Source organism: Streptomyces sp. NPDC051064 (genome assembly GCF_044455985.1).
Classification (GTDB): domain Bacteria; phylum Actinomycetota; class Actinomycetes; order Streptomycetales; family Streptomycetaceae; genus Streptomyces.
In genome coordinates, this window is record NZ_JBITFK010000004.1 from 664,137 (window position 1) to 678,965 (window position 14,829).

The following is a 14,829-nucleotide window of genomic DNA, read 5'->3' on the forward strand; positions in this document are numbered from 1 at the left end:
GTCGTGACGACCGTCCGTCCGGTGGCTTCCGCGCCGGTGGCGGCGACCGTCCGTTCAACCGCGACCGTCGTGACGACCGTCCCTCGGGCGGCTTCCGCTCCGGTGGCGGCGACCGCCCGACCGGCCGCCGCGACGACCACCGTGGTGGCACCGGCACGGGTACCGGCACCGGCACCTTCGGCCGCCGGGACGACAAGCCGCGCTGGAAGCGCAACGGCTGAGTCCGGCTGACAGGCTGACCGACCGCGGGGCCCGTACGACACTTCGGTGGCGTACGGGCCCCGCGGCGTTTCCGGCGTCCGTGTCAGGGCATCGCTGGGGGCATGACAAACGACGAAGCCGTGGCGGCAGAGCCACCGCCCGAGGCCCTCCGGAGTCCATCCGCTCCCACCTCCGACGAGGAGCGGCTGGCGGAACTCGGCTACACCCAGGTGCTCGCGCGCCGGATGTCCGCCTTCTCCAACTACGCCGTCTCGTTCACGATCATCTCGGTGCTCTCCGGCTGCCTGACGCTGTATCTGTTCGGCATGAACACCGGCGGTCCCGCTGTCATCACCTGGGGATGGGTGGGCGTCGGGCTGATGACGCTGTTCGTCGGCCTGGCGATGGCCGAGATCTGTTCGGCGTACCCGACGTCCGCGGGCCTGTACTTCTGGGCCCACCGCCTCGCCCCACCGCGTTCGGCCGCGGCGTGGGCCTGGTTCGCCGGCTGGTTCAACGTGCTGGGTCAGGTGGCCGTCACCGCCGGCATCGACTTCGGGGCGGCGTCCTTCCTCGGGGCGTACCTGAACCTGCAGTTCGGTTTCGAGGTCACACCCGGCCGTACGATCCTGCTCTTCGCGGCGATCCTGATCCTGCACGGCCTGCTGAACACCTTCGGGGTCGGCATCGTCGCCGTCCTCAACAACGTGAGTGTGTGGTGGCACGTCGTCGGGGTCGCCGTCATCGTGGGGGCGCTCACCTTCGTGCCGGACTCGCACCAGTCGGCGTCGTACGTCTTCACCGAGTTCGTCAACAACACCGGCTGGGGCAGCGGCTTCTACGTCGTGATGATCGGCCTGCTGATGGCGCAGTACACCTTCACGGGGTACGACGCCTCGGCCCATATGACGGAGGAGACCCACGACGCGGCCGTGGCGGGCCCGCGCGGCATCGTGCAGTCGATCTGGACGTCCTGGATCGCCGGCTTCGTGCTCCTGCTGGGCTTCACCTTCGCCATCCAGTCGTACGACGGCGCGCTGAACTCCCCGACCGGCGCCCCGCCCGCCCAGATCCTCCTGGACGCGCTGGGAGCCACCACGGGCAAGCTCCTGCTGCTCGTCGTGATCGGAGCCCAGCTGTTCTGCGGGATGGCCTCGGTGACCGCCAACAGCCGCATGATCTACGCTTTCTCGCGCGACGGGGCGCTGCCCTTCTCCCGGGTGTGGCACACGGTCAGCCCCCGCACCCGCACGCCCGTCGCAGCGGTCTGGCTGGCCGCTCTCGGCGCCCTGGCCCTCGGCCTGCCGTACCTCATCAACGTCACCGCGTACGCCGCCGTGACGTCCATCGCGGTCATCGGCCTCTACATCGCCTACGTCATCCCCACGCTGCTCAGGCTTCTGCGGGGCGACGACTTCGTGAGGGGGCCCTGGCACCTGGGCCGGTGGTCCCGGCCCATCGGCGTCATCGCGGTGACCTGGGTCGGGGTGATCACGGTGCTCTTCATGCTGCCCCAGGTGTCCCCGGTCACCTGGGAGAGCTTCAACTACGCACCGCTGGCCGTGCTGGTGGTGCTCGGCTTCGCCGCGGTCTGGTGGCTGGTCTCGGCCCGCCACTGGTTCCTCAAGCCGGAAGTCCAGGATCACAAGCGCACGAGCAGGGACTGACCGGCCCGTCCCGGCCATGACAGGGCCCGGCACCCGATACCCGATCGGCTGCCGGGCCCGGGGCAGCTATGCTCGGGGAGTGATCCATCAGGGGCCGTTAGCTCAATTGGTCAGAGCAGCGGACTTTTAATCCGTTGGTTGTGGGTTCGAGTCCCACACGGCCTACCGATCACAGGCGGGGTACACCCCCTCCGACCTGGCACTGAGCGCCCCTTCCGGTTTCGGCCAGAAGGGGCGCTCAGTCATTACCGGGTCCATGCGTAGCACGACGGCGAGCTACGTGCCTGCCTTGCCACCGCTCCATGACGAAGGCCGAGGTTGCGGCGCTGGGCCTCGTTTGTTGTCCGGACCTCTGCTGTCCACACTCGTCGGCAGCGCGTGAAGCGCTCGAACGCTGTGCCGTGGAGGTACGGCGGCTCCGGGCGCGCGGAACAGCTGATGTCACACCGTCTGCGGTCCCATCAGCCGGATGATGAGGTCGTCGAGGCTGACGAGACCGGTGAGCCGGCCCTCCCCGTCGCGCACCACGGCCAGCGATGCCCGTCGGAGCTGGAGCTGCTCGACCGCGTGGGACACGGTATGGCCCGAGGCCAGCTCCGGTACCGGTCGGGCGAGTGCGCGGGCCGTCAGAGCCCGGCCTTGGGCGCGCGCGACCAATGCATCGCGGGCGTGTACCGAGCCGAGGATGCCTTCGCCGTCGCGTACAAGCAGCCGGGTGTGGTCGGCCGCTGCTGCCGCGGCAAGGATGGCGTCGGTGTCGGCGTCGGCCTCGACGTAACTGATCTGTGTGGCGGGTACCTGGAGCTGCTCGACCGGGGTCTGGGGTTCGCTCAGGGAGCGGGTGATCAGGCTGGAGTCGGTTGTGCTGATCAGGCCGAGGCGCGCGGACTCCTCCACGAGGTGGGTGAGCTGCTCCCGGTTGTGAACGGAGGTGAGTTCGTCGCGCGGGGTGACGCGGCACAGCCGTACGAGCGCGTTGCTCACCTTGTTGAGCACCCAGATCAGCGGGCGCACGACGCGGATGAGGGCTCGGAACGGTGGGGTGAGCAGCATCGCGGCGCGCTCGGGGTGGGCGATGGCCCAGGATTTGGGTGCCATCTCGCCGAGCACCATGTGCAGGAAGACGACCACGGTCATGGCTACAGCGAAGGCGATGCCGTAGCTCAGTCCGCTGGGCAGACCGAGTTTCTCCAGCAGCGGGTCCAGCTCGTGGGAGATGGCGGGCTTGGAGATCGATCCCAGGCCCAGGGTGCAGATGGTGATGCCGAGCTGAGCGCCGGCGAGCATCAGGGACAGTTCGCGCATCCCTGCGAGGGCCGACTTGGCGCCGCGCCGGCCCTTTGCGGCGGCGCGCTCCATGCGGTGCCGCTTGGCGGCCACCAGCGCGAACTCGGCCGCGACGAAGAAGCCGCTGCCGATCAGCAGGAGCAGGGTGATGAAGAGGGCCAGGGGGAAGCTCATGCGGTCGGCTCCTCATCGCGCGGGGCGGCGGCGCCAGGGGCGGTGTCCGGCAGGCGCTCCAGGTGGATGCGGTCGGGGACGTGGCGGTCGAGGGTACGGACTTCGATGAGGACGGGACCAACCGTGAGGCGGTCGCCGATGGCAGGGAAGCGGCCGAGCCGGTCCACGATCAGGCCGGCTGCGGTGTCGTAGTCCTCTTCCTCGGGCAGTTCGATGCCGGTGGCTTCGGCGATTTCGTCCAGGCGGCGGCCGGCGTCGACCAGCCACCCGTTTCCCTCGGCTGCCGCGATCTCGATGACCTGGTCGGACTCGTCGGCGATCTCGCCGACGAGCTCCTCGGCGATGTCCTCGAAGGTGACGATCCCGGCGAAGCCGCCGTGCTCGTCGAGCACGACCGCGAATTCCTGCTTCCGCTCCCGCATCTGCTCCACAGCGCCGGGCAGCGGCAGCGTGTCGGGAAGCAACAGCGGGCGCCTGGCCAGCTCACCGGCGGTGACTGCGTCGAGGCGGGCGGCCGGCAGCCGCATCAGTTCGCGTACGCCGATCACTCCTGCGATGTCGTCGGGCCGCTCGCCCGTGACCGGGTAGTTGGAATGCCCGTATGTGGCAATCAGGCGCACGACCTCGGTGGCGGGCGCGTCGGCGCGCACGTAGATGACATCGACGCTCGGCACCATGACCTCGTCCAGGGTGCGCTCGGAGAACTCCAGAGCGTGGCCCAACAGTGCGGCGTTGGCGCGAGGCAGCTGTCCCTGCTCGTGGGACTCGCCGATCAGGTGGCTGAGCTCCTCCAGGGTCGCGCCGTGGTGCAGCTCCTCGACCGGCTCGATGCCGACCCTGTGCAGCAGCTTGTTCGCCGCGGCGTCGAAAAGGTGCACCACCGGGCCGACCACCTTGAGATACGCCAGGGTGGAGGCCGACAGGGACTTGGCGAGCCGCTCGGGGACTGCAAGGGCGAGGTTCTTGGGGGCCAGCTCGCCGAGCACCATCTGCACGACCGTCGCCATGACGAAGGCGAGCGTCACCGAGATGATGGAAACGGCGCCCTCGGGGAGGCTCAGGCCGGACAGCGCGGGTCGCAGCAGAGCGGAGACGGACGGCTCGGCGAGAAAGCCGACGACCAGGCCGGTGACGGTGATCCCCAGCTGGGCGCCCGAGAGCATGAAGGAGAGCCGTTCGAGTACCTTCACGGCGCGGGCGGCGCGCTTGTCACCGGCTTCGGCCTCACGGGCGAGGGCCAGCCGGTCGGCGGCGACGTAGGCGAATTCCTGGGCGACGAAGTAGCCGGTGCCTGCGGTCAGGACGAGGACGGCCAGTAAGCCGAGTACGGCGTTCATCGGACAACCTGGGCGCTATGTCCCGGACCGTCGGGGTCCGTCGAACTGGCGGACAAGACGTGCTCCTTCAAAAAGGTGTGGATGAGGGCTGCGGGTCTGCTGGGACTGCAGTCCTGGCCCGAGTATCACCGGATCTGCGGTAGGCCGCTCGGCCTGTCAGGTGGCCGGTCCGACCAGTTCTTCCAGTACATCTTCCATGGTGACGAAGCCGAGGACTGTTCCCTTGCCGCCCGTGACCGCCGCGAGGTGGCTGTCGGCGGCGCGCAGCGCGGTGCTGGACGCCTCGGCCGTGCTCTTCGCCGACAAGAAGGCGGTGGACGTCGTCTTCTTCCAATACCTCGTCAGCGACGACGGCTCCGTCCGTCACGCCGCCGTAGCCGGGATCCACTCCGTCGGTCTCGACCCGCCCCTCGACCTCGGGCAGCCGACAGGCGGTCTGGGTGAAATCGAGGGTGACGCCCGCCATACCGCCCTCGACCGGCTTCGGCCGGTCGGGTCGCTTCGTCGTACCTGGACACGTGCGTGAGCGGAAGGGCGGGGCGGGCGTGCGGGAGACCTGGTGGGGAGACCTGCCCTACGGGGTCCCGGATTTCGACGCGGCGTGGTGCTCGGCGTTGATGCGCTGGGCTTCTTCGAGTTGGTCTTCGAGGATGACGATGCGACAGGCATCCTCGATCTTGGTGCCCCGGTCGACGAACTCACGGGCACGGGCGGCGATGCGCAGCTGGTAGCGGGAGTACCGGCGGTGGCCGCCTTCCGAGCGCAGCGGGGTGATCAGGCGCATCTCGCCGAGGGCGCGGAGGAAGGCGGGGGTGGTGCCGAGCATGTCGGCGGCACGGCCCATCGTGTAGGCGGGGTAATCGTCGTCGTCGAGGCTGTCGGCGGGGCGGGGACTGCGAGGGGGCATAGCACCTCTTCTTTCGGGGACACGTCCGAGGGGCCCGGGTGCCTTGCGGCACCCGGGCCCCGAGCGTTCAACACCATCTACCGGCTGACTGCACCGGCCTTCTTGTTCCGCCTGTCCGCCTGAGAGGGCGGAGGTGCGGGGATCGCGTATGCGTGACCGGGGACCACCTTCCGTTCTGGGGCCTGCGGTACCCGGGCGGTGCTTCGTCGCGCCCGGGCGATCCTGATGGCGTCTGCTCCTTACCTTGTTCTGTGTATCGGTTGTCACTGCGGATCCTGCGGTACTGCATGCGGCCCCGAGGGCCGCTCGGCCCGGCAGCCAGTGAGGGAACCCACCGTTTCCGGCTCCCCCGCTCCACCGCCGTTCCGCGTGTTCTGATCCTGCGTGCACGGCAGTTCATGTCTGCCGTGCCCTCTTTACCGTCTTGGCTACGAAGAAAACTCTAGCCACACTGGAAGCCGGATGTCTACCTCGACCACAATAGATTTTCTCCGGAGCGGGATGAGGGGCTTCCTGCTGCAGTTATGTGAGGAAACTGCTTCGCCGGCGGGGTGGGAAGCGTGAGCCGCGCGAGGCGGCGAGGCGGCGAAGCGGTGAGACGGGTCGGGAAAACAAGGCGACCGCGTCGGGCCGGGGCGGGCTCGTGTATTGCTCCTTCCGCCTGTCCGGCCAGGCTGCCACGCCGCGGCGCGGAGGGGCCCGGAGCAGGGCGCCCCGCCCTGTGTCTCCGGACTCAGGGCCGTGGCCAGGGGCGGCCGCCGAGGCGTTCGAGGTCGGTGTTGAAGCGGCGCAGATAGCCGGCGAAGGCGGAGATGTCCTCGTCGGGCCAGTCGGCCATGACCCGCTGCAGTGAGCTGACCATGCCCTCGCGTTCCGCGTCGAGAGTCCTCGCGCCCTCCTCGGTGATGCGGAACTTGCGGGCCATGCCCCCGTCCGGATCCGGGATGCGCTCCACGAAGCCGGCGCGCATGACCGCGGCCGTCTGCCGGTTGAGGGTGGAGACGTCGAGATCGAAGGCTTCGCTGAGCTCGCCGACGGACATCGGGCCCTGGACGCGGATGCGGCTGAGCAGGACGTACGCGCTCCGCTCCAGGAGGCCGTCCTTGCGGCGTCCCTTTCTGTGGGTGAGCAGGCCGTGACGGCTGAGCAGCATCTGCTCGTACTCGACCTCTTGCGTTGCCCTGTTCATGCGCGGGCACCTCCTGCTTCCTGCCGGGCGAGGCCGGTGTCTCGTCGTGCCGTTGTACGTGCCGACTTCATCGTATGGTCATGGCAAAGTGCATAGGCCACATCGTGTGCGTAATGCAAATCGGCAGGCGTCGCGCCGACGCGGCCGGCCCGGGGTGCCTCTGGTCGGCGTGCGGGGTCCAGGAACTTTCTGCTGCACGGGCATTGACCCTGGGAGCGGGCCGACTTTACGTTCTTCGCGTTGTCTTCGTATGTCATATATGAGACGCGATATGAGAGCCGAGCGTCCTCCCCCACGGCTACACGTTGCGGCGGCATGGTGCCGAGCGCCCCGCAGGTGAGCACTCAGAGAAGAGAGCCGACCATGATCAAACCCCGCAACAGCCGTCTCGCCGCCGCGATATCCCTGGTCTCCGCCCTGGCCCTCACCGCCACCGCCTGCGGTGACGACGGCAGCGGGATCACCGGCGCGAAGGGCGCGGAGGGCTCGGGCACCGGGAAGATCGTGTTCTGGGACGAGAACGGGGGCGTCCGTACGGCGATCTGGAAGGAGATCATCGCCGACTTCGAGAAGGCGAACCCGGACATCGACGTGCAGTACGTGGGGATCGCGTCCACCGAGGCCCAGTCCAAGTACGACACCGCCATCCAGGGCGGCGGTCTGCCGGACGTCGGGGGCGTGGGCGCCGCGATGGTCGCCGGGATCACCGCGCAGGACGCGCTGGAACCGCTGGACGACCGGGTCGAGGCGAGCTCCCTCAAGGGCAAGCTCAACGAGGCGATGGTCGAGAACGTGCGGAGCGCCGCCGGCCGGGACGAGATGTACACGGTGCCGATCTCCGCCACCAACGGCGTCCTCTATTACCGTACGGACCTGTTCAAGAAGGCCGGGCTGGGCGAGCCGGACACCTGGGACGACTTCTACAAGTCCGCCGCGAAGCTGACGGACCGGCAGAAGAACCGGTTCGGCTACACCATCCGCGGCGGCCCGGGCTCGATCGCGCAGGCGCTGGACGCGATGTACGGGCAGTCGGGCATCGACTCCTTCTGGGACGCCTCCGGCACGAGGACGACGGTCAACGACCCGAAGAACGTGGCGGCACTGGAGAAGTACGCGGGCCTGTACAAGAAGGCCACCCCGGAGGCCGACCTCAACAACGACTTCACCAAGATGGTCGCCCAGTTCGACTCCGGCAGCATCGCCATGCTCAATCACAACCTGGGGTCCTACCAGGACCACGTGAGCTCGCTCGGCACCGACAAGTTCCGCGGTATCCCGCAGCCCGAACTGGCCGACGGCACCCGGGTGATGGTCTCCAACCCGGTCTCCGGCCTGGGTCTGCTCAAGTCGTCCGAGAACAAGGCGGCGGCATGGAAGTTCATCGAGTTCGCGGCGTCCCACGCCTCGAACTCCAAGTTCAGCGAGTCCGCGGGCCTGATCCCGGCCAACAAGGAGGCCGCCGAGGACCCCTGGCTCGACAAGGCCGAGACCACCAAGCTCGGTGCCGAGGCGCTGTTCTCGGGCGACACCAAGATCGTCCAGCTGCCCTACTACCTGCCGGACTGGAACACCCTGTCCAAGGCCGACAGCGAATCGGGCTTCCAGAAGGTGCTGCTCGGCAAGACGAGTGCCAAGGACTTCCTGGACACGTTCGCCGAGGCCCTCGACGAGGCCCAGGCGGAGTGGAAGGAACAGCAGGGCTGACGGGCCGGAGGCCCGCCCTCCCTCTCAGTCCAGGCCTTCCTCCCGCAACTGGTACATCAGGAGGAACGTCCGGTAGGTCTCCGCGGACACGTCCAGGCAGACGTCCGGCCGGAAGGTCCACGTCGACGTGTTGTCGAGGGCCCGCCGGCAGGCCGCCTCGGTCTCGGCCTCTGTCGGGATGTTCGAGATGAACGCGGCGATCAGCAGGACCACTGCGAGGACGACCACGCCGATACGGATGCGCATGGTCTCCCAACGACCGTGCGGCCGTACCGGTCACTCGGGCCGGCCGCTCGGGGACGGACTCGCGGGGCCGGTCACGGCAGCCCGGTCATTCGGGCTCGTCGGCGACCGGGGGCAGGTCGGGCTCGATGAACAGGCCCGCGTACTGCGGAGTGGGCAGCGGCGACGAGGCGCCCTTGTCGGCGGTCGTGGCCGCGGAGGCCGCGTCGGGGTGGCGCTGGGTCGTGCGGGCAGGCATGTCGGTCATCTCAGGTGTCCTGTACGTAGGTGTGCGGTGAGAGCCCCGTGACCGAATCGCTGCTGCGCTGCATGCCGGACCGGTCCTGACCGGTAGGGCGACGAGGTGCCGCTACCGGTGCCGCGCCGCTCCGGGGGCGTCCGGATCATCGTGCGGTGCATGCAGACTGTAACCCTCCCAGCACGGCTTTCCCCCGGTATTGCGAGCCCGGCGTGACGGTCAGTGTGGCGGTGCGGGCTCGATGTTCTGGTTTGCGTGGAAGAGGTTGTGCGGGTCGTAGGACCGCTTGATCTCCGCGAGCCGGTCGTGGTGGCCTCGGTAGGTGGCCCGGACCCGGTCCTGGGACTCGCCCGCGCCGAGGAAGTTCACGTAGCCGCCGCCCATGGAGTGCGGGTGCAGCGCCTCCCAGTAGCCTACGGCCCACTCCCGCAGCGCCGCTGCGTTGGCCGGGTCGGGATCGATGCCGGCGATGACGCCCGACCAGAGCGCGTCACGGTAGGCCCAAGCGGTGTCGTCGGGGCCGACTCGGCCGGCGGCTCCGTCGACCGGGTACAGGTGCATGGTCGACAGGCCGGTGGGGAGTTTCTCGGCGAAGGCGGTGTGCACGTCGACGGCGTCGTCCGTGATGCCGTCGAAGAAGTCACCGCGCCAGTACCACTGGAGGCCGGACGGCATCAGCGCGTCGAACATCGACTGCAGCGCCGGATAGGGCATCGGCGCGGTGAAGTGGAAGGCGGGCGGCCCCGGTTCGTTCACCACGGCGAGGGTCTCGCCCAGGGAGTCCGGGTCGGCCGTCGAGGACCAGACGACCCCGCACATCTTCTGTCCGTGTATCTCCTCGGGGAAGGGCGGCCCCGGCGGGACGCTCAGTGAGGCGAAGAAGCCGTACAGGTCGTCCGGTGCCTGCGGCAGGAAGTCGCGGTACCAGCGCATGACGTCCTGGAAGAGCTCCAGGGGCCATACGGTGATGCCGACGCCCACCGTGTCGACGGGGTGCAGCTCGAAGTCGAACGACGTGACGACGCCGAAGTTGCCGCCGCCGCCACGCAGCGCCCAGAACAGGTCGGGGTGCTCGCTCGGGTTGGTGGCGACGAAGCTGCCGTCGGCCAGGACCACGTCCGCGGAGACCAGGTTGTCCACCGAGAGGCCGTACTTCCGGGTGAGATAGCCGTGACCGCCGCCGAGGGTGAGCCCGCCGACGCCGGTGGTGGACATGATCCCCGCCGGGGTGGCGAGGCCGAAGGCATGGGTGACGTGGTCGAGGTCGCCCAGTGTCGCGCCGCCGTCCGCCTGTGCGGTCTGGGTGGCCGGGTCGACCCGTACGCCGTGCATGGGCGAGAGGTCGAGCGTCACGGCGTCGTCCCTGAGGCCGAGGCCGGGACCGCTGTGCCCGCCGCCCCGGACCGCGACGTCCAGGCCGTTGTCGCGGACGAAGTCGACGGCAGCCATGACATCCGCCGTGTCGCGGCACCGGACCACGGCCGCCGGCCTCTTGTCGATCATGGCGTTGTAGACCGTGCGGGCCTGCCCGTACTCCTGGTCGTCCGGGCCGATGACCGGGCCGCGCAGAGCTGTCCTCATCGTTTCGAGCAGGGTGCCGTCCATGGTCGTCTCCTAGCGCATGCATGCGCCCGGCCTCCCCTGGCACACCCCCGCATCGGGTGAGGCAGCTGGGCCGACGCCGGCACCTGGGATGCCGCGCAGACGGGACCGAACACCGAAAGGCTTGCCCTCCCAGCGTCCCGCCGCTCCGGACGCCGTGCAATCGCGGAGCCGTGCCCCGGTGCCGGCCCGGGCACGGCGCGGGCTCAGCCCTGCGGCGGTGTGCCGGGGGAGGCCGGGGCGGGTCTGTGCGGTGTGGGACTTCGGTAGCCCTCCAGACAGGAAAAACGCAAGATCGGGGGGTGCGGCAACACCCTTGAGCACGTCACTGCGCCTGGCAACTGCACAGTCCGCACGCTGTGTTGACGTATGGGGCCGGGGGTGAGGGGCCCCCTGTCGCGGGGGGTGCGGGGCAGGTGCGGCCATAAGTGGTCGGAGCACCGTCCCGGATGGCGTAGAGTTGCAATCACAACGGCGCGGGGTGGAGCAGCTCGGTAGCTCGCTGGGCTCATAACCCAGAGGTCGCAGGTTCAAATCCTGTCCCCGCTACTGAAGACAGAGGCCCGGATCCTTTCGAGGATCCGGGCCTCTGTCATGTGCCGTCACCCGCCCGTCCGGTGCGGGGCTTGACCTTGACGCTGCGTAAAGATCTAGCGTTTCCGGCATGGAGTGGTCCATCCAGGAAATCGCCCGGCGCGCCAGCACCACGAGCCGGACTCTCCGGCACTACGGCGACATCGGTCTCCTCGTGCCGAGCCGCACGGGCGCCAACGGCTACCGCTATTACGACCAGGAGGCCCTGGTCCGGCTCCAGCGCATCCTGCTCCTGCGGGAGCTGGGGCTCCCGCTGCCCGCGATCAAGGACGTGCTGGAAGGACAGCGGGACACCTCGGCGGCGCTCCGGGCCCATCTGCGCCTGCTGGAGCAGGAGCGCGAGCGCATCGGGCGGCAGATCGCCTCGGTGCGGACCACTCTCCGCAGGACCGAGGAAGGGGAGGAACTCATGGCCGAGGAAGTGTTCGACGGCTTCGACCACACGGTGTACGAGCAGGAGGTCACCGAGCGCTGGGGCAAGGAGGCGTACGAGCGGAGCGGCCGGCGGTGGCGCGGGCTGAGCGAGGACGGGCGCGCGCGATTCCGGGGCGCGCACGATGCCATCGCCCGGGACTACGGGGAGGCCAGGGCGGCCGGCCTGGAGGCCGGCAGCGACGAGGTGCAGGACATCGCGCGCCGGCACTGCGAGTGGCTGTCGGCGACCATGGAAGTCACGCGTGCGTATGTCACAGGCATCGGGGAGATGTACGTCGCCGATCCCCGCTTCGGGAGGAACTACGATCGCCACGGGGACGGAACCGCCGTCTTCGTACGGGACGCACTGACGGTCTACGCGCAGCACCGGCTCCCCGGCTGACCACCGGCGGGCGGGCGCTGCGGGGCGCTCCTCCCTTTGGCCGATGACGAGTCGCCGTTCGGCGCGGCTCCGGACGGCCCGGGTGGGGCGCGGTACCGTCCGCACCCGTGGGTGGAGCGGGCAGGAGCGCACAGGTGGGGAAGCGGGACGGACGGCGGGGGAGCTCACCTGGGAACTCCCGTTCCCGGATTTTCGTGCGCGCGCTGCCGGCTCTGATGATCGGTGCCGGCGTCGTCCTCGACCTCGCGACCCCGGCCGTGGTCTCCGCTGTTCCGCTCTTCGCCGCGGCGCCACTGATCGCCGCACCGTTCTTCTCGCTGGCCAGCACCGTCCGTGTCGGGGCGGCCGCGATCCTCGTGGTGCTCGCCATCCGGATCTCGGACGGCGCGCTCGGCAGGGTCGTGCCGGTCACCGATCTGCTCACCCTGGTCACGGTCGCCGCGCTCTCCCTCGTCATCAACCGCGTCGTGCGCCGCAGGAACGAACAGCTGGCCTCGGCACGGGTCATCGCGGAGACCGCGATGCGCGCGGTGCTCCCGACGCCCGAGGAGCGGATCGGCGGACTGCAGGTCGCGGCGCGGTACGAGGCGGCCCAGGCGGACGAGTTCGTCGGCGGCGACCTGTTCGCGGTCGCGGACACGCCGTACGGGGTGCGCCTGGTCCTCGGGGACGTACGGGGCAAGGGGCTGGACGCCGTGGCCGCGGTGGCCGTCGTGATCGGTGCGTTCCGGGAGGCCGCCGAGCAGGAGAGGTCGCTGGAGGGGGTCGTCCAGCGGCTGGAGCGGGCGCTGGCCCGTGAGGCCTCGCGACGGGGCGGGCTCGACTCGATGGAGGGGTTCGTCACCGCGGTCGTCGCGGAGATTCCGTCCGGGTCGGATGTCCTGCGGGTCGTCAACCGCGGGCACCCCGAGCCGCTCATCCTGCACGCGGACGGGGCGCTCGACGTGCTGGCGCCGACGGCTCCCGCGCTGCCGCTCGGGATGGGGCTGGACGCGTGGCCGGACCGGTCGGACGAGTGGACACTGCCGGCCGGGTCGATGTTCCTGGCGTTCACGGACGGGCTCTCCGAGGCGCGGGACGCGAAGGGCGTCTTCTACGACCCGGCGGCCCGGCTGCGCGGCCGGCTCTTCCCGGGGCCCGAGGAACTGCTCTCCGCGCTCACCGACGACGTACGGCTGCACACCGGCGGCCGGTCGACGGACGACCTGGCGCTCCTCGCGGTCGGCCGTCCGGCTCGGGGTCAGCAGGAGCGTCGGACGACGGTGAAGATCGTGGGGCGGGACCGTGGATGACCGGTCGCGACCGTCGGTAGTCGAAGGACCTCGCTCCGCATAACATTTGACGCACCGTCAGAAACTGCTGGCTGGATGAGGGGTGCTCAACTCGCCCGTTTGCGCCCGTTTGACCCCTGAAAGTCCAGGCCGGAGTCATGACTGATCCCTGGGAACAGCTTGGAATCGGACCCGGGTGTCTATTAACGTTCGATAACGCAGCGCGGTTGTACCTGCCGTCGCAAGAGACGGCACCGTGCGCAGCGCCGAATTCCGCAAGGGAACCGGGGAACCACCTACATGGGGTGAATCGGACACCTGTGTCTCGCGAGGGACGAAGGGGTCCGTAGGAGACCTTCCTGCTCCGAACCCGTCAGCTAACCCGGTAGGCGAGAAGGAAGGAAAGGAGTGCGCCCACGTGGCGTCCAATCAGCCTGCCCCCGAGGCCCCGTCATCCTTCAGGACCGGAAGCTTCGGTGATGAGGACAGGACTTGGGATGAATGGAACCCCACCGAGGAGTCCATCCGTCCCGTACGCGGCCGGCACCGCGTAGCCAAGCAGCGCGGTCTCGCCCGTAGCTCCACCGTCCTCGGCGTCGGCGTCATCGCGGCCGTCGGAGCGGGTGGCATGGCCACCGCGCAGAGCAAGCCGCCGGTCTCCATCTCTCTTCCCGATTCCATCGCGGACAATCTCCCTGACGCCAAGTCCCTTCCCGGCGTGGGCGCCTTCATGTCCGGCGACTCCGACTCGGACCACGAGACCGTCGCCGCGTCCTCCCCGCTGACCAGCGCGGGCATCACCGCCGCCGAGGCCGAGCAGGGCACCACCGACGCGGGCGAGGCGCTCCGCGCGCGCATCCTCCAGCAGGCCGAGCAGCAGCAGGCCGGAGCCGAGGCCGAGGCCAAGGCCGCGGAGGAGCAGGCGGCGGCCGAGGCGGCCGCGGCCGAGGCGGCGAAGCAGCAGAGCGAGGCGGAGGCCAAGGCCGCCGCGAAGAAGAAGGCGGCCGAAGAGGCGGCGAAGAAGAAGGCCGAGGCCGAGCGCCTCGCCAAGCTCGCCGCCAGCTACGCCATTCCGACCTCCTCGTACACCATCACCTCGACCTACGGGCAGTCCGGTTCGATGTGGTCGTCCGGTCACCACACCGGCCTGGACTTCGCGGCTCCGACCGGCACGCCGGTCAAGGCCGTGCACAGCGGCACCGTGAAGTCGGCCGGCTGGTCCGGCTCGTACGGCTACCGCACGGTCCTGGAGCTCGATGACGGCACGGAGATCTGGTACTGCCACCAGTCCTCGATGGACGTCACCGCCGGACAGAAGGTCACCACCGGCGAGACCATCGGCCGCGTCGGCGCCACCGGCAACGTGACCGGACCGCACCTCCACCTGGAGGTGCACACCCCGGACGGCACCGGCATCGACCCGATGGGCTGGCTGGGCAGCAAGGGTCTCTCGGTCTGATCCCGCTCGGACGCTGACTGATTCCGTTCGGGCACCGGCTGATTGCGTTCGGGCACCGCCTGATCCTGGGCGGACGCTGACTGATCCCGTTCGGACGCTGACGCCGCACGCGGCGTACCGGAACCCCGGCGGCCCTGAC

12 protein-coding genes, 2 tRNA genes, 2 pseudogenes and 1 riboswitch are annotated in these 14,829 nt (G+C 69.5%); of the genes and pseudogenes, 9 read left to right on the forward strand and 7 right to left on the reverse strand.

All coding sequences use genetic code 11. The features are described 5' to 3' along the window. From ACIBCU_RS18040 to ACIBCU_RS18050, 3 genes and pseudogenes are all read left to right on the forward strand, one after another. Window positions 1-221 (forward strand): annotated as a pseudogene (locus tag ACIBCU_RS18040) (RNA helicase); the annotation flags it as partial. 102 nt (window positions 222-323) lie between these two features. Next, the gene (locus tag ACIBCU_RS18045; protein ID WP_399232275.1) at window positions 324-1,868 is read left to right on the forward strand and encodes an amino acid permease; all 1,545 of its coding nucleotides are present in this window, start codon (window positions 324-326) and stop codon (window positions 1,866-1,868) included. Between the two features lie 91 nt (window positions 1,869-1,959). Beyond that, window positions 1,960-2,033: transfer RNA gene (locus tag ACIBCU_RS18050), tRNA-Lys, on the forward strand. A 276-nt stretch (window positions 2,034-2,309) separates the two neighbouring features. Here the strand turns inward: ACIBCU_RS18050 and ACIBCU_RS18055 are convergent. Beyond that, window positions 2,310-3,329 carry a hemolysin family protein gene (locus ACIBCU_RS18055; RefSeq protein ID WP_362936201.1) on the reverse strand — a complete coding sequence of 340 codons (1,020 nt, stop codon included), beginning with the start codon at window positions 3,327-3,329 and terminating at the stop codon, window positions 2,310-2,312. After that, complete coding sequence (locus ACIBCU_RS18060; protein ID WP_399232277.1) at window positions 3,326-4,666, reverse strand: hemolysin family protein; 1,341 nt, start codon at window positions 4,664-4,666, stop codon at window positions 3,326-3,328. Before ACIBCU_RS18060 ends, ACIBCU_RS18055 begins: the two co-directional genes overlap by 4 nt. Before the next feature lie 253 nt (window positions 4,667-4,919). Between ACIBCU_RS18060 and ACIBCU_RS18065 the strand changes: the two are divergent. After that, window positions 4,920-5,063: pseudogene (locus ACIBCU_RS18065) on the forward strand (TerD family protein); the annotation flags it as partial. Between the two features lie 177 nt (window positions 5,064-5,240). On the opposite strand, the gene ACIBCU_RS18070 reads toward ACIBCU_RS18065, so the two are convergent. Together ACIBCU_RS18070 and ACIBCU_RS18075 are read right to left on the reverse strand one after the other, a co-directional pair. Beyond that, window positions 5,241-5,573 (reverse strand): MerR family transcriptional regulator, encoded by a 333-nt coding sequence (locus ACIBCU_RS18070; protein ID WP_362936207.1) that lies wholly within the window; start codon window positions 5,571-5,573, stop codon window positions 5,241-5,243. 733 nt (window positions 5,574-6,306) lie between these two features. Then, window positions 6,307-6,762, reverse strand: coding sequence for a MarR family transcriptional regulator (locus ACIBCU_RS18075; protein ID WP_362936210.1), 456 nt, complete (start codon window positions 6,760-6,762; stop codon window positions 6,307-6,309). Window positions 6,763-7,125: 363 nt separating this feature from the next. Between ACIBCU_RS18075 and ACIBCU_RS18080 the strand changes: the two genes are divergently transcribed. Then, window positions 7,126-8,466, forward strand: coding sequence for an ABC transporter substrate-binding protein (locus ACIBCU_RS18080; RefSeq protein WP_399232280.1), 1,341 nt, complete (start codon window positions 7,126-7,128; stop codon window positions 8,464-8,466). Between the two features lie 24 nt (window positions 8,467-8,490). On the opposite strand, the gene ACIBCU_RS18085 is transcribed toward ACIBCU_RS18080, so the two are convergent. The 3 genes from ACIBCU_RS18085 to ACIBCU_RS18095 all read right to left on the reverse strand — a co-directional run bounded on the left by ACIBCU_RS18085 (window position 8,491) and on the right by ACIBCU_RS18095 (window position 10,552). Next, on the reverse strand, window positions 8,491-8,712 hold the full coding sequence (locus ACIBCU_RS18085) for a hypothetical protein (protein ID WP_104787660.1): 222 nt from the start codon (window positions 8,710-8,712) through the stop codon (window positions 8,491-8,493). A gap of 85 nt (window positions 8,713-8,797) precedes the next feature. After that, window positions 8,798-8,956, reverse strand: coding sequence for a hypothetical protein (locus tag ACIBCU_RS18090; protein WP_399232282.1), 159 nt, complete (start codon window positions 8,954-8,956; stop codon window positions 8,798-8,800). 210 nt (window positions 8,957-9,166) lie between these two features. Continuing rightward, the gene (locus tag ACIBCU_RS18095) at window positions 9,167-10,552 is read right to left on the reverse strand and encodes an FAD-binding oxidoreductase (RefSeq protein ID WP_399232284.1); all 1,386 of its coding nucleotides are present in this window, start codon (window positions 10,550-10,552) and stop codon (window positions 9,167-9,169) included. Between the two features lie 472 nt (window positions 10,553-11,024). On the opposite strand from ACIBCU_RS18095, the gene ACIBCU_RS18100 reads away from it, so the two are divergent. The 4 genes from ACIBCU_RS18100 to ACIBCU_RS18115 all read left to right on the forward strand — a co-directional run bounded on the left by ACIBCU_RS18100 (window position 11,025) and on the right by ACIBCU_RS18115 (window position 14,690). Next, window positions 11,025-11,098 (forward strand) — tRNA-Met (locus tag ACIBCU_RS18100). A 115-nt stretch (window positions 11,099-11,213) separates the two neighbouring features. After that, entirely contained in the window at window positions 11,214-11,960 is a 747-nt protein-coding gene (locus ACIBCU_RS18105; RefSeq protein WP_399232286.1) for a MerR family transcriptional regulator, read from the forward strand. Window positions 11,961-12,094: 134 nt separating this feature from the next. Continuing rightward, on the forward strand, window positions 12,095-13,252 hold the full coding sequence (locus tag ACIBCU_RS18110; RefSeq protein WP_362936225.1) for a PP2C family protein-serine/threonine phosphatase: 1,158 nt from the start codon (window positions 12,095-12,097) through the stop codon (window positions 13,250-13,252). A 233-nt stretch (window positions 13,253-13,485) separates the two neighbouring features. Beyond that, a riboswitch (cyclic di-AMP (ydaO/yuaA leader) is annotated at window positions 13,486-13,638 on the forward strand. A gap of 11 nt (window positions 13,639-13,649) precedes the next feature. Beyond that, window positions 13,650-14,690, forward strand: coding sequence for a M23 family metallopeptidase (locus ACIBCU_RS18115; RefSeq protein ID WP_399232289.1), 1,041 nt, complete (start codon window positions 13,650-13,652; stop codon window positions 14,688-14,690). Window positions 14,691-14,829: the final 139 nt, after the last annotated feature.

Excerpts from the sequence above, each read along its gene's own strand:
- ACIBCU_RS18075 (WP_362936210.1), bottom strand. The coding sequence starts at position 6,762 with ATGAACAGGGCAACGCAAGAGGTCGAGTACGAGCAGATGCTGCTCAGC.
- ACIBCU_RS18085 (WP_104787660.1), bottom strand. The coding sequence starts at position 8,712 with ATGCGCATCCGTATCGGCGTGGTCGTCCTCGCAGTGGTCCTGCTGATC.
- ACIBCU_RS18070 (WP_362936207.1), bottom strand. The coding sequence starts at position 5,573 with ATGCCCCCTCGCAGTCCCCGCCCCGCCGACAGCCTCGACGACGACGAT.
- ACIBCU_RS18060 (WP_399232277.1), bottom strand. The coding sequence starts at position 4,666 with ATGAACGCCGTACTCGGCTTACTGGCCGTCCTCGTCCTGACCGCAGGC.
- ACIBCU_RS18080 (WP_399232280.1), top strand. The coding sequence starts at position 7,126 with ATGATCAAACCCCGCAACAGCCGTCTCGCCGCCGCGATATCCCTGGTC.
- ACIBCU_RS18105 (WP_399232286.1), top strand. The coding sequence starts at position 11,214 with ATGGAGTGGTCCATCCAGGAAATCGCCCGGCGCGCCAGCACCACGAGC.
- ACIBCU_RS18095 (WP_399232284.1), bottom strand. The coding sequence starts at position 10,552 with ATGGACGGCACCCTGCTCGAAACGATGAGGACAGCTCTGCGCGGCCCG.
- ACIBCU_RS18055 (WP_362936201.1), bottom strand. The coding sequence starts at position 3,329 with ATGAGCTTCCCCCTGGCCCTCTTCATCACCCTGCTCCTGCTGATCGGC.
- ACIBCU_RS18090 (WP_399232282.1), bottom strand. The coding sequence starts at position 8,956 with ATGACCGACATGCCTGCCCGCACGACCCAGCGCCACCCCGACGCGGCC.
- ACIBCU_RS18045 (WP_399232275.1), top strand. The coding sequence starts at position 324 with ATGACAAACGACGAAGCCGTGGCGGCAGAGCCACCGCCCGAGGCCCTC.